At 66.6% G+C, this 18289-nt stretch carries 20 protein-coding genes; 12 read left to right on the plus strand and 8 right to left on the minus strand.

Annotated elements, in window-relative coordinates; translation table 11 throughout:
* The first annotated feature begins 25 nt into the window (after positions 1-25).
* Together AC0J42_RS10660 and AC0J42_RS10665 are read left to right on the plus strand one after the other, a co-directional pair.
* Positions 26-343, plus strand: a complete 318-nt coding sequence (locus AC0J42_RS10660) for an EthD family reductase (protein WP_416423527.1) — start codon at positions 26-28, stop codon at positions 341-343.
* A gap of 60 nt (positions 344-403) precedes the next feature.
* Complete coding sequence (locus AC0J42_RS10665) at positions 404-880, plus strand: cupin domain-containing protein (protein ID WP_473006100.1); 477 nt, start codon at positions 404-406, stop codon at positions 878-880.
* Between the two features lie 124 nt (positions 881-1004).
* On the opposite strand, the gene AC0J42_RS10670 is transcribed toward AC0J42_RS10665, so the two are convergent.
* The 4 genes from AC0J42_RS10670 to AC0J42_RS10685 form a co-directional block, all read right to left on the minus strand.
* Positions 1005-1406, minus strand: coding sequence for a low affinity iron permease family protein (locus AC0J42_RS10670; protein WP_416423529.1), 402 nt, complete (start codon positions 1404-1406; stop codon positions 1005-1007).
* 78 nt (positions 1407-1484) lie between these two features.
* A complete protein-coding gene (locus AC0J42_RS10675; RefSeq protein WP_416423530.1) occupies positions 1485-2009 on the minus strand; it encodes a hypothetical protein in 525 nt (174 codons plus the stop codon).
* 17 nt (positions 2010-2026) lie between these two features.
* Positions 2027-3133 (minus strand): Gfo/Idh/MocA family protein, encoded by a 1107-nt coding sequence (locus AC0J42_RS10680; RefSeq protein ID WP_473006102.1) that lies wholly within the window; start codon positions 3131-3133, stop codon positions 2027-2029.
* 88 nt (positions 3134-3221) lie between these two features.
* Positions 3222-4085, minus strand: a complete 864-nt coding sequence (locus AC0J42_RS10685; protein WP_473006103.1) for an MBL fold metallo-hydrolase — start codon at positions 4083-4085, stop codon at positions 3222-3224.
* Positions 4086-4166: 81 nt separating this feature from the next.
* On the opposite strand from AC0J42_RS10685, the gene AC0J42_RS10690 reads away from it, so the two are divergent.
* The 7 genes from AC0J42_RS10690 (at position 4167) to AC0J42_RS10720 (ending at position 11176) form a co-directional block, all read left to right on the plus strand.
* Complete coding sequence (locus AC0J42_RS10690) at positions 4167-4520, plus strand: ArsR/SmtB family transcription factor (RefSeq protein WP_473006105.1); 354 nt, start codon at positions 4167-4169, stop codon at positions 4518-4520.
* Positions 4521-4531: 11 nt separating this feature from the next.
* Positions 4532-5785, plus strand: coding sequence for an NAD(P)/FAD-dependent oxidoreductase (locus AC0J42_RS10695; protein WP_473006106.1), 1254 nt, complete (start codon positions 4532-4534; stop codon positions 5783-5785).
* Between the two features lie 11 nt (positions 5786-5796).
* Positions 5797-6597 (plus strand): sulfite exporter TauE/SafE family protein, encoded by an 801-nt coding sequence (locus tag AC0J42_RS10700; protein WP_473006107.1) that lies wholly within the window; start codon positions 5797-5799, stop codon positions 6595-6597.
* Between the two features lie 164 nt (positions 6598-6761).
* Positions 6762-8132 carry a GntT/GntP/DsdX family permease gene (locus tag AC0J42_RS10705; RefSeq protein ID WP_473006108.1) on the plus strand — a complete coding sequence of 457 codons (1371 nt, stop codon included), beginning with the start codon at positions 6762-6764 and terminating at the stop codon, positions 8130-8132.
* 171 nt (positions 8133-8303) lie between these two features.
* Positions 8304-9638, plus strand: a complete 1335-nt coding sequence (locus tag AC0J42_RS10710; RefSeq protein WP_473006109.1) for an MFS transporter — start codon at positions 8304-8306, stop codon at positions 9636-9638.
* On the plus strand, positions 9619-10548 hold the full coding sequence (locus tag AC0J42_RS10715; RefSeq protein WP_473006110.1) for a 2-hydroxyacid dehydrogenase: 930 nt from the start codon (positions 9619-9621) through the stop codon (positions 10546-10548). The genes AC0J42_RS10710 and AC0J42_RS10715 overlap by 20 nt, the downstream gene beginning before the upstream one ends.
* A 52-nt stretch (positions 10549-10600) precedes the next feature.
* On the plus strand, positions 10601-11176 hold the full coding sequence (locus AC0J42_RS10720; RefSeq protein WP_473006112.1) for a flavin reductase family protein: 576 nt from the start codon (positions 10601-10603) through the stop codon (positions 11174-11176).
* Positions 11177-11306: 130 nt separating this feature from the next.
* Here the strand turns inward: AC0J42_RS10720 and AC0J42_RS10725 are convergent, their stop codons facing one another.
* The gene (locus AC0J42_RS10725; RefSeq protein WP_473006114.1) at positions 11307-12368 is read right to left on the minus strand and encodes an NAD(P)-dependent alcohol dehydrogenase; all 1062 of its coding nucleotides are present in this window, start codon (positions 12366-12368) and stop codon (positions 11307-11309) included.
* Positions 12369-12630: 262 nt separating this feature from the next.
* Here AC0J42_RS10725 and AC0J42_RS10730 point away from each other — a divergent pair, with 262 nt between their 5' ends.
* Positions 12631-13269 (plus strand): Dps family protein, encoded by a 639-nt coding sequence (locus tag AC0J42_RS10730; protein WP_416423541.1) that lies wholly within the window; start codon positions 12631-12633, stop codon positions 13267-13269.
* A gap of 200 nt (positions 13270-13469) precedes the next feature.
* Complete coding sequence (locus tag AC0J42_RS10735; RefSeq protein WP_473006115.1) at positions 13470-15590, plus strand: hybrid sensor histidine kinase/response regulator; 2121 nt, start codon at positions 13470-13472, stop codon at positions 15588-15590.
* Here the strand turns inward: AC0J42_RS10735 and ada are convergent, their stop codons facing one another.
* From ada to AC0J42_RS10750, 3 genes are all read right to left on the minus strand, one after another.
* Positions 15591-16424 carry a bifunctional DNA-binding transcriptional regulator/O6-methylguanine-DNA methyltransferase Ada gene (gene ada / locus AC0J42_RS10740; RefSeq protein ID WP_473006117.1) on the minus strand — a complete coding sequence of 278 codons (834 nt, stop codon included), beginning with the start codon at positions 16422-16424 and terminating at the stop codon, positions 15591-15593. It lies immediately after the preceding gene.
* A 76-nt stretch (positions 16425-16500) separates the two neighbouring features.
* Positions 16501-17049, minus strand: coding sequence for a cupin domain-containing protein (locus AC0J42_RS10745; protein ID WP_277961032.1), 549 nt, complete (start codon positions 17047-17049; stop codon positions 16501-16503).
* 95 nt (positions 17050-17144) lie between these two features.
* On the minus strand, positions 17145-17486 hold the full coding sequence (locus tag AC0J42_RS10750; protein WP_416423545.1) for an FKBP-type peptidyl-prolyl cis-trans isomerase: 342 nt from the start codon (positions 17484-17486) through the stop codon (positions 17145-17147).
* Positions 17487-17804: 318 nt separating this feature from the next.
* On the opposite strand from AC0J42_RS10750, the gene AC0J42_RS10755 reads away from it, so the two are divergent.
* On the plus strand, positions 17805-18269 hold the full coding sequence (locus AC0J42_RS10755; RefSeq protein ID WP_416423546.1) for a GlcG/HbpS family heme-binding protein: 465 nt from the start codon (positions 17805-17807) through the stop codon (positions 18267-18269).
* Positions 18270-18289 lie beyond the last annotated feature (20 nt).

Here is an 18289-nt window from a genome sequence, read left to right on the forward strand (position 1 = left end):
CAATTCATTCCCCCAGGAGACCGTGATGATCAAAGTCAGCGTGATGTACCCCTACCAGCCGGACGCGCGGTTCGACTTCGACTACTACCGCGACAAGCACATGCCGCTGCTCAAGGAGCTGATGGGCGCGGCCTGCCTGAAGTATTCGGTGGAGAAGGGCCTGGCCGGCGGCCTGCCGGGTTCCACGCCGCCGTACCTGGGCCTGTGCCATTTCTACTGCGAGTCGCTGGAGACCTTCCAGCAGGCCTTCGTGCCCCACGCCGCGGTGCTCAATGGCGACATCCCCAACTACACCGACCTGGTGCCAGTGGTGCAGATCAGCGAAGTGCTGGTCGAGGTCTGAGGGGAACAATCCCCGGCCTCAGGGTTTCCAACGCACATGCACAGCCACCGGGAGCCCCCCATGACCCCAGCAGAACAGCTGTTTTTTCGCGACGACGGGCGTGTGCCCAACAACCCGCTGCCGGCCCTGGTGTACCACCAGGTAGCCGGCAACGCGGCGGCGTTCGAGCAGCTGTTCGCGCGGCACCAGTGGGTGCCGCTGTGGCGTGACGGGATTTTCGACTATCACCATTACCACTCCAACGCCCACGAAGTGCTGGGCGTGGCCGGCGGCAGCGCACGGGTGATGCTGGGCGGCGAGCAGGGGCAGATCATCAGCCTGGTGCAGGGTGACGTGCTGGTGCTGCCGGCGGGCACCGGCCATTGCGCGCTGTCCCACAGCGACGATTTCCTGGTGGTGGGCGCCTACCCCCAGGGCCAGGAAGACTACGACATCCAGCGCCCCAAGGCCGCCACCCACCATGCCTCGCGCACGCGCATCGCCAAGCTGGCGCTACCGGCGCAGGACCCGGTGGTGGGTGGGGCGATCTGGGCTTGAGCGCATCCCGCGGTGTTCCCGGTCGCGTAAGGGCAGGTACACCGTGGCGTTTCCGGACGCGGCCCAGGGCATCCGTAGCAGCGGCCGAAGGCCGCGTCCCAGGCGCCGCGTAACGGTGGGCACGTCAGGCTGCCGGGTCGTCCTTGAGGGTGGTCTTGGATTCCGTCACCTCGATGGTCTCGTTGGTGCCCATTGACCGGTATTGCTTGCGAATGGTGGTCAGCTCCTTGGCGTCCAGGTCGTCCAGGTCCAGCGCCGCGTTTTGCGCGTCCTTGGTGGCGCGCAGCAGTTCGTCGATCTTGATGTGCAGGATGTCGTTATCGCGGTTCTGGGTGTTCTGGATCACGAACACCATCAGGAAGGTGATGATGGTGGTCGAGGTGTTGATGATCAGCTGCCAGGTGTCGTTGTAATGAAAGAACGGCCCGGTCACGGCCCAGACCACAATCAGCAACACCGCGACGATAAACGTCCGCGGGCTGCCGCAGGCCTTGGACAAGGCGTTGGAAAACAATGCGAATTTCATGGCAGTGGGGTCCTGAAGGGGGTTAACGGATAGACCCCGGCGCTGCGTCGAAATTCTTTGTTACAGATGCGATTTCATCTAGCCCAACTGGATCGCCAGGGCGAACGCCCCCAGGCCTATCCAGAACACCGCGAACAGCCACGGCGCGCGCATCGAGAACATCAGCGACTTGCGGTAGCCCTTGTGGCTGGACTCCATTTCGCTGAACAGCGGCTCGTCGTCATAGGCCAGGCCCATGGCCGGGGTGTCGCGCAGCAGGCCGCTCTGCTTGAAGTGCCAGTGGTCGATGATGTCGTAGGCCGCGCGAATGCCCGGCCAGGCGTTGAGCGAGCACAGCACCCCCAGTAGCGCCAGCACCGGCGGCACCACCAGGGTGAACAGCTTGCCCCATTCGGGGTTGAGGTTGGCCATGGACGAGGCGTAGGCGATCACCAGGAACGCCTGCGCCGAGAGGTAGGCGTTGGTGCGGTTGGAGAGGATCGCCGTCTCGTACTGGATCTCGCGGCGGTAGAAATCCAGGCGGTCCTTGGGGCTGCCGAACATTTGCGCTTCGCGGGCTTCGTCGGTGTCGTGCGGCAAGCGTGAAGTGATGATTCGGCTCAAGCGTTCGGCCCCCTGGCTCAGTCGTTCGGTTCGGCGGTGTTGATGTACGGCGGCACCTTGGCCAACGGCAGCTGCCGGGCCTGGCCGGGTTGGATGCCGCGGCGCGGCGCCAGTGGCTCCAGGCGTTGCGGCGTGCCGCTGGCCAGGGCTTTTTCGATGGCCGCCAGCACGCGCACGTCGCGCCAGGCTTCGTCGCCGTCGGGCTCGGGTTGCTCACCCTTGAGAATGCAGTCGGAGAAGTACTGGGTCTCGCCGCCGAACTGGTCCACCACCGGGTGTTCATGTTCGTGAGGCTCGCCGTCCTTGATCAGCCGGTAGCCGATGGCCACGCCTTCGCCGAAGCCGAAGCACGGCGAAGCCTCGATCTCGCCTTCGCTGCCCAGCAACTGGAAGCGCTGGCTGCCGGGCAGGCTGTAGCTGACGATGAACTGCGCCAGGCGTTCCTGGCTGAAGCGCAGGGTGACGGTGACGGTGTCATGGCTGTCGAAATGCCGGCCGGGGGTGTGGATGCCCACTGCGGAGACTTCCAGCGGCTCCTCGCCGAACAGGTTGCGCACCGCGTTGAGCGGGTAGGGGCCCATGTCGGCCACGGGGCCGGCCCAGTAGCCGCTGTGAGCGCGGTGGTTGGATTCCTTGGTGTGCTGGGTGAAGGTCGAGGTGAACAACCGCGGCTCGCCGATGGCGCCGGCGCGCACCTTGCCGATCATCTCCACCGTGGCCGGCTCGCAGTGCAGGCGGTAGGCGACCATCAGCAGCGCGTTGCTGCGCTCGGCCGCGGCGTTGATCGCCAGGCAGTCGGCCTCGCTGGTGGCCATGGGTTTTTCCAGCAGCACGTGGATGCCGGCTTCCAGGGCCGGCACGGCGAATTCGCGGTGGCGGAAGTTGGGCGTGGCGATGTACACCGCGTCGATCTCGCCGCTGGCCAGCAGCGTGGCGAACTCGTCGTAGTGGTAGCTCTTGAGCTGGTACTCGGCCGCCAGGTCGCGGGCCTTGATGGGGTCGCCGGTGACCAGCGCGGTCATCACCGAATTGTCGGTCTGGCCGATGCCGGGCATGAACGCCCCCTGGGAAATCCAGCCGCCGGCGACGACTGCGTAGCGAACCTTGCCGTGTGCATCAGGCATGTCATGACTCCTGCAAGACCGGCCGGTGAAATACCGGCGCCATGCAGGAATGGGCAAGCCTGGGCCCTACAAGTTCCGCCCGATTGCCTTACAGCCGGTCGAGCGGGATCTTGATGTAGCGCACGCCGTTGTCCTCGGCGGGCGGCAACTGCCCGGCGCGGATGTTCACCTGCACCGCCGGCATCAGCAGCACGGGCATGGGCAGGGTGGCGTCGCGGGCGGTGCGCATGGCCACGAACTGCGCCTGGTCGATGCCGTCGCGCACGTGGATGTTGCCCTGGCGCTGGGCGGCGACGGTGGTCTGCGATTGCGCTTCGCGGCCCTCGGGCGGGTAGTCGTGGCACAGGTGCAGGCGGGTGTCGGCGGGGAAGGCCAGCAGGGTCTGGATGGACTGGTACAGCTGCTCGGCGTCGCCACCGGGGAAGTCGCAGCGGGCAGTGCCAACGTCGGGCATGAACAGCGTGTCGCCGACGAACAGGTCGTGCTCACCGATCAGGAACGCCATGTCCGCCGGGGTGTGGCCGGGCACGTGCAGGGCGCGCACTGGCAGGTTGCCGATGCTGAAGGTCTGGTCGGGCGTGAGCAACTGGTCGAACTGCGAGCCGTCGAGGCGGAAGCCGGGCTCCAGGTTGAACACCGTCTTGAACACCTTCTGCACCTGGCGAATGCCTTCGCCGATGGCGATGCGCCCGCCCAGTTGCGCGCGCAGGTAGGGTGCGGCAGACAGGTGGTCGGCGTGGGCGTGGGTCTCCAGCAGCCACTGCACCTGCAGGCCCTGGGCGCGGACGAAGGCGATGATGGCGTCGGCCTGTTCGGTGCCGGTGCGGCCGGCCTTGTGGTCGTAGTCCAGCACCGAGTCGATGACTGCGCAGGCGCTGCCCGGCGCTTCATACACCACATAGCTGAAGGTCGACGAGCCGCTGTCGAAGAAGGGCTGGATACGTGGGGTCATGAATTGCTCCACAGTCTATTGTTCAATAATCTATATTTAAACATAATGTAATCACAGAAAGTGATCGAGAGCGACCCCGCCATGGAAACCTGCCTGACCACCGACGACGTCGTGCGCCTGCGCGCCAGTGCCTCCAAGGCCTGTGCGCTGTTGAAAGCGCTGGCCAACGAAGACCGCTTGCTGATTCTGTGCCAACTCACCCAGGGCGAGCGCAACGTCGGCGAGCTGGAAGCCGGCACCGGCGTGCGCCAGCCCACCCTGTCCCAGCAGTTGGGCGTGCTGCGCGACGAAGGCCTGGTGGCCACCCGCCGCGAGGGCAAGTACATCTACTACGGGCTCGCCAGCCATGAAGTCATCCAGGTCATGAAGACCTTGTCGGGCCTGTATTGCGGCACGGTGCTGGCCAGCCTCGGTTCGTCCCTTCTTCCTCAATAAGTGTGGACCCCATGCACGATAATGCGCAGCAACAGGGTGCGACCGCCAGCAACGCGGACATCCTGATCATCGGCGGCGGTGCTGCCGGCATCGGCCTTGCCGCCAGCCTGCTCAAGCGCCAGCCGGGCCTGGCCATTACCCTCATCGAGCCCAGCGACACCCACTACTACCAGCCGGCGTGGACCCTGGTGGGCGGCGGCGCCTACGACGTCGGCAACACCGCCCGGCCCATGGCCCAGGTGATGCCCAAGGGCGTGCAGTGGCTGCAGGCGGCGGTGCAGGGCATCGATGCCGATGGCCAGCGGGTAACCCTCGCCGACGGCCGCCACGTGGGCTACCGGCAGTTGATCGTGTGCCCCGGCCTGCGCCTGGCCTGGGAGCAGATCGAGGGCCTGGAGCAGACGTTGGGCCAGCACGGGGTGACGTCCAACTACCGCTACGACCTGGCGCCCTACACCTGGCAACTGGTGCAGCAGCTGCGCCAGGGCAAGGCGCTGTTCACCCAGCCGGGCATGCCGATCAAGTGCGCCGGGGCGCCGCAGAAGGCCCTGTACCTGTCGTGCGACCATTGGCGGCGCAGCGGCGTGCTCAAGCACATTGACGTGGAGTTCAACCTCGCCGGCCCGGCGCTGTTCGGCGTGGCCAGGTATGTGCCGGCGTTGATGAAGTACATCGAAAAGTACCGGGCGCAGCTGGCGTTCGGTTCGCAATTGGTCAAGGTCGATGGCCCGGCCAAGACCGCCTGGTTCGAAAGCCTGGACGCCAACGGCGCCCGCGTCCGCCAGGCCAAGCCCTTCGACCTGCTGCACGTGGTGCCGCCGCAGGTGGCGCCCGATTGCGTGCGTGAAAGCCGCCTGGCCAACGCGGGCGGCTGGTGCGAGGTAGACCCCGGCACCCTGCAGCACGTGCGGTACGCCAACGTGTTCGGCCTGGGCGACGTGTGTTCCACCAGCAACGCCAAGACCGCCGCCGCGGCGCGCAAGCAGATCGTGGTGGTGGCCGAGAACCTGCTGGCCCTGCGTGCCGGCCGCGCCTTGCCGCTGCGCTATGACGGCTACGGCTCCTGCCCATTGACGGTGGAGAAGGGCCGGGTGGTGCTGGCCGAGTTCGGCTATGGCGGCAAGCTGCTGCCCAGCTTCCCCTGGGACTCCACCGTGGCGCGGCGCTCGGCCTGGTGGTTGAAGGCCAGCTTCCTGCCGTGGTTCTACTGGAACGGCATGCTCAAGGGCCGCGAATGGCTGACCCGCTGCAGCGCTGCTGAATAGGAGGGCGGGGCATGCTCGCACTGGTATTGGGTGGCTTGATCGGCATCGTCCTGGGCCTCACCGGCGCCGGCGGTGGCATTCTCGCGGTGCCGGCGTTGGTGCTTGGCCTGGGCTGGCCCATGACCCAGGCGGCGCCGGTGGCGCTGCTGGCCGTGGGCGCGGCGGCGGCGGTGGGCGCCATCGACGGCCTGCGCAAAGGCATCGTACGCTGGCGTGCGGCGCTGTTGATGGCGGCGCTGGGCACGCTGTTTACGCCGTTGGGGCTGCTGGTGGCGCACCGCTTGCCGGATCATTTGCTGGTGGGCCTGTTCTGCGGCGTGCTGCTGATCGTCGCCTGGCGCATGTTCAGCCAAGCGCGCGAGGCCAAGTGCGCAGGGTCGGGCATCGACCACGGCTGGGAGCAGAAAAACTGCATGCTCAACGACCAGACCGGGCGCCTGAAATGGACCCTGCGCTGCAGCATCACCCTGTCGCTGGTGGGCTCCTGCTGCGGCTTCCTCACCGGGCTGCTCGGCGTGGGCGGCGGCTTCCTGCTGGTGCCGGCGTTCCGGCAGCTGACCGACATCCGCGTGCACGGCATCATCGCCACCTCGCTGATGGTGATTGCCCTGGTATCGGGCATGGCAGTGGTCGGTGCGCTGCACGCCGGGGTGCGCATCCCGCTGCAGGGCGGGGTGTTCATTGCTGCCAGCGTGGCGGGCATGGTGGCAGGGCGGCTGCTGTCGCCGCGCATTCCCGCGCGAGTTTTGCAGGTGGGGTTTGCGGGCCTGTGCGTGGCTGTCGCCATCTACCTGGGCTATTCCCTGGCCTGACGCTTTGTGGGAGCTGGCTTGCCAGCGAGCTTTCAGGGCCTCCACAGCTCGCTGGCAAGCCAGCTCCCACAGGGCGAGGGTAGGATTGGGATGTTGGGTGGTATCCTGTCGGCAAATTGCAACCAAATGTTGCAGCTGTATCTGCCAACAATAAGGAGTACCCGGTGGACCCGAACAACCTCGCCTGGCTTGCCCACGACACCCGCCTCATCGTCTGCTGTGCGGTGGCCATCGCCACCATCATCGTGTTGATCAGCGCCACCAAGTTACCGCCTTTCCTGTCCATTCTGGTCGGCACCTTCATTGCCGGCGTCGGTGCCGGGCTGGGGCCGGAGGAGGTGGCGAAGGCGTTCAGCAAGGGCGCTGGCGGCATCCTCGGCGAGGCCGGCATCATCATTGCGCTGGGCTCGATGCTTGGCGCGCTGATGGCGGAGTCCGGCGCGGCCGACCGCATCGCCAGCACCCTGCTGGGGCTGGGCAAGGGCCGCAGCCTGCCGTGGGTGATGGCCCTGGTGGCGCTGGTGATCGGCCTGCCGCTGTTCTTCGAAGTGGGCCTGGTGATGATGGTGCCGATCATCTTCGTCATGGCTCGCCAGTCCAACCAGCCGCTGCTGAAAATCGCCATCCCGGCGCTGGCCGGCATGACCACCCTGCATGCGCTGATGCCCCCGCACCCGGGGCCGCTGATCGCGGTCAGCGCGTTGCACGCCGACCTGGGCCTGACCATGCTGCTGGGCTTCAGCATCGCCTTGCCGGCGGTGATCCTCGCCGGCCCGCTGTACGGCAACTGGCTGTCGCGGCGCATGGACGTGCAGGAGCCGGCCGAGCTGGGCGCGCTGTTCAGCGCCAAGCCCCAGGCCCAGCGCCAGCCCGGCTTCGGCATTTCGCTGTTGATCATCCTGCTGCCGGTGCTGCTGATGCTCGGCAGCACCCTGGCCAAGGTGGCCCTGGCCCCCGAGACCACCCTGGCGCTGACCCTGAAGTTCCTTGGCGAGCCGCTGATCGCCCTGGGCATCGCCGTGCTGGCCGCCGTGGTCTGCCTGGGCTGGGCCAACGGCCTGCCGCGCGAGCAGGTCGGCAACACCCTGCGCAAGGCGCTGGCGCCGATCGCCGTGCTGCTGTTGACCATCGGTGCCGGCGGCGGCCTCAAGCAGACTCTGCTGGACGCCGGCGTCAGCCAGACCATCAGCAAGGCCGCCGAGGGCGCGCACCTGCCGTACCTGCTGCTGGCGTGGCTGATCGCCGTGGCCCTGCGCCAGGCCACTGGCTCGGCCACCGTCGCCACCACCACCACCGCGGGTATCCTGGCGCCGATGATGGCCGGGCTGGCCGCGACCCAGAGTTCGCTGGTGGCCCTGGCCATCGGGGCTGGCTCGGTGTTCTTCTGCCATGTGAACGATGCGGGCTTCTGGATGGTGCGCGAGTACTTCGGGCTGCAGTTGAAGCAGACCATCTGGGTGTGGTCGGTGTTGCAGACGATTGTCTCGGTGGTGGGGTTGGTGGGGACGTTGCTGTTGTGGCATTTCCTGGCTTGAGAATGTAGGACGCAGCCTGCGGCAGCTGCTACGTGGCTGCCTGCGGGACTGTAACGTTTCAGTTTTTATCCCATATATGGGGATGATAATTCATATATTGAATCTGCATCTGTGCTGGTTTATGGTCTCCCTCATTGCACCTCCATAACGACAACAATAGAGAGACCCGTCATGACCCAGCCCACGCTGAACGACGGCTTGCACGCCAGCACCCTGGCCAAGCTCAATCTCAAGCTGATCCCCTTCCTGATGCTGCTGTACATGGTGGCCTACATCGACAAGTCGAACATCTCGGTGGCGGCGCTGCAGATGAACGCCGACCTGGGCTTGTCGGCGGCGATGTACGGGCTGGGCGTGGGGCTGTTCTTTCTCACCTACATCCTGCTGGAAGTGCCCAGCAGCCTGATCCTCACCAAGGTCGGCGCGCGGCGCTGGATCGCTCGCATCATGATCACCTGGGGCATCGTCGCCGCCGGCATGAGCCTGGTGCAGACCGCCAACCAGCTGTACGTGATGCGCCTGCTGCTGGGCGCCGCCGAGGCTGGCTTCACGCCGGGCATCATTTATTACCTGTCGCAGTGGTACCCGCGCAGCGACCGGGCCAAGGCCATGTCGTTCTTCTACATCGGCGCGGCGCTGGCCTCGGTGATCGGCCTGCCGCTGTCCGGCGCGTTCCTGCACCTGGACGGCATGGCCTCGGTGAGCGGCTGGCGCTGGCTGTTCCTGCTCGAAGGCATTCCCGCCGCCGTGCTGGGCGTGGTGGTGCTGCGCTACCTGCCGGACTCGCCGCAGACCACGCATTGGCTGGACGCACGGCAGAAGACCTGGCTGGCCAGCACCATCGCCGCCGAGCAGAGCACCACGCTGATCTCCCATAACGATGCCTGGCACAAGGCGTTCCGCAGCCCGGTGGTGTGGCTGCTAAGCCTGTTCTGGCTGTTGCAGGCGTTCGGCACCATCGGCATCACCCTGTTCCTGCCGCTGATCGTGCAGTCGGTGTCGGGGCAGGGCTCGTTCGTGGTCAGCCTGATGTCGGCGCTGCCGTTCCTGCTGGCCTGCGTGTTCATGTACGCCAACGGCCGGCATTCCGACAAGCACGGCGAACGTGCCCTGCACCTGGGCGGCCCGCTGCTGGCGGCTGGCATCGTGCTGGGCGTGGCGGTGTTCTGCGGCAACCATGGCATGGCCTACGGCCTGCTGGTGGTTGCCGTGGCGTTGAACTGGGCAGCCACGCCGGTGTTCTGGGCCACCACCACTGAATACCTGTCGGGCCCGGCTGCGGCCGTGTCCATTGCCCTGATCAACTCCATCGCCAACCTGGCCGGCCTGGGCCTGCCGCCGGTGATGGGCTGGATCAAGGACGTCACCCACACCTACGACTACGCCCTGTTGCTGGTCGCCTGCGCCTTGCTGGCCGGCGGCGTGCTGGGGCTTTACCTGGGCGCCGAGCGCGCCCGTGGCCAGGCTCACCTGCAAGGAACCGTCAATGAACGCAAACGTGCTTAAGATCGCCCGCCTGCCGGAAAAGCTCACCGAACGCCTGCTGGCCGATTTCGCCGTGCTCGAGGGCGACGAGCAGGGCAGCCAGTTGGGGCGGGGCGCCGCGCATATTCGCGCGCTGGTGGCCAACGGTGAGTCGCGGGTCAGCCGCGCGCTCATTGAGCGCCTGCCGGCGCTGGAGGTCATCGTGGTGTTCGGCGTGGGCTACGACGGCGTCGACGTGGCGGCGGCACGCGAGCGCGGCATCGCCGTCACCCACACGCCCGACGTGCTCACCGACGACGTCGCCGACTTCGCCATGGCGCTGCTGCTGGGCATCGCCCGTGGCACCGGCCCGGCCGACCGTTTCGTGCGACAGGGCCGCTGGGCCGACGGCCCTATTGCCTGGACCCGCAAGGTCAGCGGCGCACGCCTGGGCATCATCGGCCTGGGCCGCATTGGCCAGGCCATTGCCCGCCGTGCCGAGGGCTTTGGCATGCACATCGCCTACTGCGGGCGTAATCGCCAGCCGGTGGATTACCGCTTCTATCCCGACGCGCAGAGCCTGGCCGCGGCGGTGGACTTCCTGGTGGTGGCGGTGGGCGGTGGCGCCCAGACCTTCCACCTGGTGGACGCCCAGGTGCTACAGGCGCTGGGGCCCGAGGGTTACCTGATCAACGTCGGCCGCGGCAGCGTGGTGGACGAGGCGGCGCTGTTCCAGGCCCTGGCTACCCGCCAATTGGCGGGCGCGGCGCTGGACGTGTTCGAGGACGAGCCGCGCCCGCACCCAGGCTTGCTGGGGCTGGACAACGTGCTGCTGACCCCGCACATGGCCAGCGCCACCTGGGCCACGCGCCAGGCCATGGCTGACCTGACCCTGGCCAACCTGGCGGCGCATTTCGCCGGCCGGCCGCTGCCCACGCCGATCCCGGCCTGACGCGGGCGGGCGGCAACTTGGTACACTGCGTGCTTTTGCCGGAGCCCATGCCATGACCGCCCACCACCGCCTGCCCGTGCCGCTGGACAAGGCCTACCGCCTGCTCAACCACGGCCCCACCGTGCTGGTCAGCGCCGCCCACCAGGGCCAGCGCAACATCATGGCCGCCGCCTGGGCCATGCCCCTGGACTTCGAGCCGCCAAAAGTGGCGGTGGTGCTGGACAAGTCCACCTGGACCCGGCAACTGCTGGAGGCCAGCGGCACCTTCGTGCTGCAGGTGTCCTGCGTGGCCCAGGCCGACATCGTCCAGACGGTGGGCAACACCGCCGGGCAGACCCTGGACAAGTTTGCCACCTACGGCCTGCAGACCTTCGCCGGCGAACAGCTGGACGCGCCGCTGCTGGAAGGCTGCGTGGCCTGGCTGGAGTGCCGCCTGCTGCCCGAACCGCACAACCAGGGCGCCTACGACCTGTTCCTGGGCGAAGTGATCAGCGCCCAGGCGGATGCGCGGGTGTTCAGCGAAGGGCATTGGCATTTTGAAGGGCATGATCAATTGCGCACGTTGCACCACGTGGCCGGTGGGCATTTCATGGCCATCGGTGCGCCAGTAAAAGGCAACATGCTCTAAGCAGGGCGTCCCACACACCTGTGGGAGCGGGTTCTACCCGCGAAAAGATCACCGCGTAGTATCTGATGCCGCGCGGTGCCCTTTTCGCGGGCAGAGCCCGCTCCCACAGAAGACGGCCGCTGCTACGGGGTTACGCGGCGTTTTCCTGTTTGAGGGTGGCCATGTCGATCACGAAGCGGTATTTCACGTCGCCCTTGAGCATGCGCTCGTACGCCTGGTTGATGTCCTTCATGGCGATCATCTCGATGTCCGAGACGATGTTGTGCTTGGCGCAGAAGTCGAGCATCTCCTGGGTTTCCTGAATGCCGCCAATCAACGAGCCGGCCAGGCTGCGGCGCTTGAAGATCAGGTTGAACACGGTAGGCGAGGGGTGCGGCGAGTCCGGCGCGCCCACCAGGGTCATGGTGCCGTCGCGCTTGAGCAACGCCAGGAACGGGTCGAGGTTGTGCGGCGCGGCCACGGTGTTGAGGATGAAGTCCAGCTGGTTGGCCTGGGTGGCCATCTCGGTTTCATTCTTCGACACGATGACCTCGTCCGCGCCCAGGCGCAGGCCGTCCTCGCGCTTGCTGGGCGAGGTGGTGAACAGCACCACGTGGGCGCCCATGGCGTGGGCGATTTTCACCGCCATGTGGCCCAGGCCGCCCAGGCCCACCACGCCCACCTTCTTGCCCGGGCCGACCTTCCAGTGGCTCAGCGGCGAGTAGGTGGTGATGCCCGCGCACAGCAGCGGCGCCACGGCCGCCAGGTTGTCCTTGTGGGGGATGCGCAGCACGAATTTCTCCTTCACCACGATGGTGTCGGAGTAGCCGCCGAAGGTGTTCTCGCCGCCGAACACCGGGCCGTTGTAGGTGCCGGTGAAGCCGTTCTCGCAGTACTGCTCCTCGCCTTCGGCGCAGGACGCGCAGTGCTGGCAGCTGTCGACCATGCAGCCGACGCCGGCCAGGTCGCCGACCTTGAAGTTTTTCACGTTGGCGCCCACCGCCGTGACCTTGCCGACGATCTCGTGGCCCGGCACCGACGGGTACAGGGTGTTGTGCCATTCGTTGCGCACGGTGTGCAGGTCGGAGTGGCACACGCCACAGTAGAGAATGTCGATCTGCACATCGTCGGCGCCGGGGGAGCGGCGTTCGAACCGGTAGGGCTTGAGGGCGTCGCTGGCGCTCTGGGCGGCGTAGCTGTATGTCTTGATCATGACACTCACCTTGGTGGGGGAAAAAAGCTTGGAACAGCATAGTCCCGCTTAAGTGCCATGAAACGTTTCACCGATGAATGAAGATTGGCAGGTCGAGGCGATCTGCCGCGAACACCTCTTGAAATGACGAAACCAAAGCCCAAGGTAATGATCAGATTGAGTTGCTGGAAAGCGACCTGTTAGGCTGGGGGATCAGCGCGTCGTCGAGACATTCGGCCGCTGCATGAATCTTCCGCTCCAAGACCGAAGGAGAACTACCGCAATGGCTACCCCGACCAAGAAGCCCGCCGCCGCGAAGAAACCTGCAGTGGCGAAAAAGCCCGCCGCCAAGCCTGCCTCGGCCAAAGCGCCTGCCGCTGCCAAGGCCGCACTCGACAAGCCTGCCGCCCTGAAGACCCGCGCCCGCGCGCTGGCCACTCCCACCGACCTGGGCAGCGACGCCACCCGTGACCTCAGCGGCGCGTTGAACCGCCTGCTGGCCGACGTGTTCGCGCTGTACCTGAAGACCAAGAACTTCCACTGGCACGTCAGCGGCCCGCACTTCCGCGACTACCACCTGCTGTTGGACGACCACGCCACCGAGATCTTCGCCATGGTCGACGCCATCGCCGAGCGCACCCGTAAAATCGGTGGCAACTCGCTGCGCTCCATCGGCCACATCGCGCGCCTGAAGTCGGTGCTCGACAACGACGCCGAATTCGTCCAGCCGCTGGACATGCTGGCCGAGCTGCAGGGTGACAACAAGGGCCTGGCCGCCTACATGCGCGAAGTCCACGAACTGTGCGACAAGTACAACGACATCGCCACCGCCAGCCTGATCGAGAACTGGATCGACGAAACCGAACAGCGCACCTGGTTCCTGTTCGAGACCAGCCGCAACGGCGACGTCACCGGCCACTGATGCCAGCCACGCCACGCAACCCGTAGCCGCTGCCGCCAGGCTGCGCTGGCCCTCCCATGCACTGAAGATCTCCAGGGTGCACGCGGGCCAGCGCAGCCTTCGGCAGCGGCTACGGGAGCGTCGCGCCGCCTATGTGCTTTCCCTCTCCCCAGCGTTAGACTCGAAGGGCGCAACCCCGCCCACGGAGTCCGAGCCCCGCGATGCAATTCCTTTCCAAAGACCACGGCTGTGAAGGCTGGCGTGGTGAAATGGCCACGCGTATTCGCGGCTTTGACTGGTCGCTGACCGAACTCGGCCCATTCGACCTCTGGTCGCCCGCCCTGCGCATGGCCACGCAGTTTCTGCTGGCTTCGCCAGTGCCGCTGGTGATGCTCTGGGGCCGCCCCGGCTACATGATCTACAACGACGCCTATTCGCTGTTCGCCGGTGGCCGCCACCCGTACCTGCTGGGCTCGCCCGTGGAAATGGGCTGGCCGGAGGTCGCCGATTTCAACCGCAACGTGGTCGACACCTGCCTGGCCGGCGGCACCCTGAGCTACCACAGCAAAGAGTTGGTGCTGCTGCGCAACGGCGTGCCCGAAGATGTATGGATGGACCTCTACTACAGCCCGGTGCCGGGCGACGACGGCAGCCCCGCCGGGGTCATGGCCATCGTCGTGGAAACCACCGCCCACGTGCTCTCCGAGCGCGCCCGTGAAGCCGCCGAACGCGCGCACCGGGCCACCAGCGAACGCCTGCAGATGGCCCTCAACACCGGCGCGGTGCTGGGTTCGTTCGTGTGGGACATCAAGGGTGGGCAGCTCTCGGGTGACGAGCGTTTTGCGCGTACCTTCCTCTACCCACCGGGCACGCCGCTGGAGCACTTGCCCGCCGAGCAGGCACTGGCGGCCATCCACGACGACGATCGCCAGCGCGTGCAGGCGGCCATCGACGCCGCCATCCAGCAGCACTCGGGCTACAACGCCGAATACCGCTTGCGGCGTGCCGATGGTAGTTACCGCTGGGTGCAGGCCAGCGGCCGCTGTGACTACGACGCCCAGGGGGCGCCGTCGCGGTTCCCGGGGGTGCTGATCGACATTCACGAGCGCAAGATCGCCGAAGACTCCCTGCTGCAGCTCACGCGCAACCTCGAACAGCGGGTGGAGCAGGAGGTGCGCGCCCGCTCCGAGGCCGAGGAAAAGCTGCGCCAGTCACAAAAGCTCGAAGCCTTGGGCGGCCTCACCGGTGGGGTGGCCCATGACTTCAACAACGTGCTGCAGGTGATCGCCGGCAACCTGCACCTGTTGGGTCGCCAGCAGCAGGACAACGCGCCGATCCAGCGCCGGGTGGCCGCCGCCCTGGCCGCCGTGGAGCGCGGTGCCAAGCTGTCGGCGCAGCTGCTGGCCTTCGCCCGTCGCCAGCCGCTGTCCCCCGGGGTCTATAACCTGCGCCGGCTGTACGACGGCCTGGGCGAACTGCTGCTGCGCGCCATGGGGGAAACCGTCCAGGTGCGCATGCATGCGCCCGAACAACCGTGGAGCATCCACGTTGACCGCAACCAGCTGGAAAACGCCGTGCTCAACCTGGCCCTCAACGCCCGCGACGCCATGGGTGGCGAGGGCGAGCTGGTGATCAGCGCCGACAACGTGGTGCTGGGCCACGAGTTCTGCACCGGCAAGGAACTGAGCCCCGGCGACTACGTGCGGCTGTCGGTCAGTGATGACGGCGTGGGCATGGCGCCGGCCACCCTGGCCCAGGCCTTCGAGCCGTTCTTCACCACTAAGCCCGATGGCCACGGCACCGGCCTGGGCCTGAGCATGGTGTTCGGCTTTGTCCGCCAGAGCGCCGGGCACGTGGAAATCTGCAGCGTTGAAGGCCAGGGCACCACGGTGCAGATGTATTTCCCGCGCAGCCACGCGGCCGAGAGCGTCGAGGAAGTGCCGGGGGCGGCGGTCATGATCGATGGCGAGGAGACCATCCTCGTGGTCGAGGACGACGAGCAGGTGCGCGCCACCGCCGCCGAGCTGCTGGAGCAGTCAGGCTACCGGGTGATCACCGCGGAAAACGGCGACGTGGCCATGCGCTTCCTGCTCGACGGCCTGCGGGTGGACCTGATCTTCACCGACGTGGTCATGCCCGGCCAGGTCAAGAGCGCCGACCTGGCCACCTGGGCCCAGGCACGCACGCCGCCGTTGCCGGTGCTGTTCGCCTCGGGGCACACCCGCGACATCATCTCGCGCAACTATGAACTGGCGCCGCACCAGCACTTGCTGCGCAAGCCCTATGGCCCCGACGCGCTGACCGCGATGGTGCGCCGCGTGCTGCAGGCCGAACAGGGCTGATCAGCGCGCCTCGCGCGCCAGCAGCTGGCGCTTGCGCTCCACGCCCCAGCGGTAGCCCGACAGTGCGCCGTCGCTGCGCACCACCCGGTGGCAGGGAATGGCCACGGCCAGGCGGTTGGCGCCGCAGGCCTGGGCCACCGCGCGGGTGGCCGTGGGCGCGCCGATCAACCGTGCCACCTCGGCGTAGCTGGCGGTGCTGCCCACCGGTATCGCCCGCAGCGCTTGCCACACCCGCTCCTGGAACGCCGTGCCACGCACGTCCAGCGGCAGGTCCAGGCCAATGCCGGGCGCCTCGACGAAGCCCACCACCTGGGCCACCCAGTGCTCGAACTCGGCATCGGCGCCAATCAGCTCGGCGTTGCGAAAGCTGTCCTGCAGCTCTTGCAGCAGTTGCTCGGGGTCGTCGCCCAGCAGGATCGCGCAGACGCCGCGCTCGCTGGCTGCCACCAGAATATCGCCCAGCGAACAGCGGCCCAGGGCGAAGCGCAGGGTGGCGCGGGCGCCGCCGTTGCGGAACTGCACCGGTTTCATGCCCAGGCGCTGGTTGCTGGACTCGTAGAAGCGGCTGTTGGAATTGAAGCCGGCCTCGTACACCGCCTCGGTCACCGTGCCGCCGGGCTTGAGCTGCTCGCGCACGCGCTGGGCGCGGCGTGCGTCGGCGTAGGCCTTGGGCGTCAGGCCGGTGAAACGCTTGAACAGCCGATGGAGGTGGTAGGGGCTCAGCCCCACCTCGGCCGCCAGCTGCGCCAGCGACGGCGGGCTGGCGGCGGCGTCCAGCACCGCGCAGGCACGGGTGACCAGGGCGGCGTGGGCATCGTGGGTGGTGGGTCTCATGGGCGTGGCCTGGCAGTTGAACGTGGCCCCAGCTTAGCCCTGCGGGGGCCGGCAAAACACTCCGAGTCTTGCGCGTTTAGAAGTTGGCCGGGGTGTTGGCGCTTATTACTTCCGCCTCGTCCTGGCCGATGTTGCGGAACCGGTGGGGCAGGGTGGTGGGGATGTAGTAGCCGTCGCCGGCATTGAGGATGCTGGTCTGGCCGTCGATGGTCAGCTCGATGGTGCCGCGGGTGACCACGCCACATTCCTCGCCTTCGTTGTGCACGATGAACTCGTCGCCCGAGTGCGCGCCGGGGGCGTACAGCTCGCGCAGCATGCGCATGTCACGGCCGGGCAGGGTGGCGCCCACCAGCAGCAGGCGCAGGCCTTCGCGGCCCAGGTCCGGCTGTTCGTCGGAGCGGAACACATAGCGCTCCTGCTTGGGCGGCTCGTCGAAGGTGAAGAAGTCGGCCAGGCTCATGGGAATGCTTTGCAGCAGTTTCTTCAGCGAGCTGACCGAGGGGCTGACGCGGTTCTGCTCGATGTTGGAAATGGTCGAGTTGGTCACGCCGCTGCGGCGCGCCAGTTCGCGTTGGGACAGTTGAAACCGTTCGCGCACCAACTTCAGTCGTGTTCCGGTATCCATAGGTGCCTTATTGTTCAGAGGGCTTCATGTCGAAAATGACCTGACCTTTATAACCATCGCCGCTGGCAGGTCAAGGCGTTTTAGCGGTTGCAGGCTCAATCGTCGCGAGTCAGCACTTCCAGCAGCTCGATCTCGAAATACAGGTCGCTGCCCGGCTTGATATGCGCGCCCATGCTGCGCTCGCCGTAGGCCAGGTGCGCGGGCACGAACAGCTTGCGCTTGCCGCCTACCTGCATGCCCATCAGGCCCTGGTCCCAGCCCTTGATCACGCGGCCGGTGCCGATCACGCACTGGAAGGGCTTGCCGCGCGACCACGACGAGTCGAACTCGGTGCCGTCCGCCAGCGTGCCGCGGTAATGGGTGGTGATCAGCGCACCCTTGACCACGGCCTTGCCGGTGCCAGGTTGCAGGTCTTCGACCAGTAGTTCGTTGCTCATCGAGGGTGCCTGTGAAATCGGGGCACCTAGTTTACGCAAATTGCGTCCCATATCCCACCGTAGCCGCTGCCGCAGGCTGCGCTGGCACTGTGCCTCGCTGGAGATCTTCAGTGACCACCAGGGCCAGCGCAGCCTGCGGCAGCGGCTACGGGATTTTGGGCGCATCAACGCGGTCGTGCACGCCATGCCAGGGCCTTGCGTGAAATGTCAATGCGGCAATTGTTCGCTTTTTTGTAACGATCATTTGCGCAAATGCGGATGGTTAGTGGACTAACCAGTTGGTTAAAATTGGTTACTGCTCATAGGAATGGCAACTTCATGAAAACCCTGTCTTTTTTCTTCGGTGCCAGCATTCTGGCTTTGGCATCCTCCAGCGCCTTCGCCGCGACCCACCAGCAACTGGATAACGCCCAGGCCCTGCAGGTCATCAGCAGCGTCAAGGCCAGCCTCGCCGCGCAGAAAAGCTTTGGTTGCGTAGCGGTGGTGGACGTCTCCGGCACCCTGCTGGCCTTTGAACGCCTGGACGGCGCGCCGCTGGGCTGCGTCGATGCCTCCATCGGCAAGGCCCGCACCTCGGCGCTGTACCGCGCGCCGTCGGTGAAATTCATGGAACGCCTGCAGAAAGGCGAGTCCACCGTGCTCGAAATCCCTCACGCCGTGGCCCTGGGTGGCGGCTACCCGCTGACCCTCAACGGTGAAGTGGTCGGCGCCGTCGGCGTCAGCACCCCGGTGCAGGCCCTGGACAACCAGGCCAGCGAGACCGCGGCGCAAGCCCTCAAGTAACACTCCTTGCTGTAACCGTT

The organism is Pseudomonas sp. Tav-5-1A (assembly GCF_055755055.1).

What these genes read in the sequence shown, in the direction of transcription:
- AC0J42_RS10660 (WP_416423527.1), top strand. Translation starts at nt 26, where the DNA reads ATGATCAAAGTCAGCGTGATGTACCCCTACCAGCCGGACGCGCGGTTC.
- AC0J42_RS10665 (WP_473006100.1), top strand. Translation starts at nt 404, where the DNA reads ATGACCCCAGCAGAACAGCTGTTTTTTCGCGACGACGGGCGTGTGCCC.
- AC0J42_RS10670 (WP_416423529.1), bottom strand. Translation starts at nt 1,406, where the DNA reads ATGAAATTCGCATTGTTTTCCAACGCCTTGTCCAAGGCCTGCGGCAGC.
- AC0J42_RS10680 (WP_473006102.1), bottom strand. Translation starts at nt 3,133, where the DNA reads ATGCCTGATGCACACGGCAAGGTTCGCTACGCAGTCGTCGCCGGCGGC.
- AC0J42_RS10685 (WP_473006103.1), bottom strand. Translation starts at nt 4,085, where the DNA reads ATGACCCCACGTATCCAGCCCTTCTTCGACAGCGGCTCGTCGACCTTC.
- AC0J42_RS10690 (WP_473006105.1), top strand. Translation starts at nt 4,167, where the DNA reads ATGGAAACCTGCCTGACCACCGACGACGTCGTGCGCCTGCGCGCCAGT.
- AC0J42_RS10695 (WP_473006106.1), top strand. Translation starts at nt 4,532, where the DNA reads ATGCACGATAATGCGCAGCAACAGGGTGCGACCGCCAGCAACGCGGAC.
- AC0J42_RS10700 (WP_473006107.1), top strand. Translation starts at nt 5,797, where the DNA reads ATGCTCGCACTGGTATTGGGTGGCTTGATCGGCATCGTCCTGGGCCTC.
- AC0J42_RS10710 (WP_473006109.1), top strand. Translation starts at nt 8,304, where the DNA reads ATGACCCAGCCCACGCTGAACGACGGCTTGCACGCCAGCACCCTGGCC.
- AC0J42_RS10715 (WP_473006110.1), top strand. Translation starts at nt 9,619, where the DNA reads ATGAACGCAAACGTGCTTAAGATCGCCCGCCTGCCGGAAAAGCTCACC.
- AC0J42_RS10720 (WP_473006112.1), top strand. Translation starts at nt 10,601, where the DNA reads ATGACCGCCCACCACCGCCTGCCCGTGCCGCTGGACAAGGCCTACCGC.
- AC0J42_RS10725 (WP_473006114.1), bottom strand. Translation starts at nt 12,368, where the DNA reads ATGATCAAGACATACAGCTACGCCGCCCAGAGCGCCAGCGACGCCCTC.
- AC0J42_RS10730 (WP_416423541.1), top strand. Translation starts at nt 12,631, where the DNA reads ATGGCTACCCCGACCAAGAAGCCCGCCGCCGCGAAGAAACCTGCAGTG.
- AC0J42_RS10735 (WP_473006115.1), top strand. Translation starts at nt 13,470, where the DNA reads ATGCAATTCCTTTCCAAAGACCACGGCTGTGAAGGCTGGCGTGGTGAA.
- ada (WP_473006117.1), bottom strand. Translation starts at nt 16,424, where the DNA reads ATGAGACCCACCACCCACGATGCCCACGCCGCCCTGGTCACCCGTGCC.
- AC0J42_RS10745 (WP_277961032.1), bottom strand. Translation starts at nt 17,049, where the DNA reads ATGGATACCGGAACACGACTGAAGTTGGTGCGCGAACGGTTTCAACTG.
- AC0J42_RS10750 (WP_416423545.1), bottom strand. Translation starts at nt 17,486, where the DNA reads ATGAGCAACGAACTACTGGTCGAAGACCTGCAACCTGGCACCGGCAAG.
- AC0J42_RS10755 (WP_416423546.1), top strand. Translation starts at nt 17,805, where the DNA reads ATGAAAACCCTGTCTTTTTTCTTCGGTGCCAGCATTCTGGCTTTGGCA.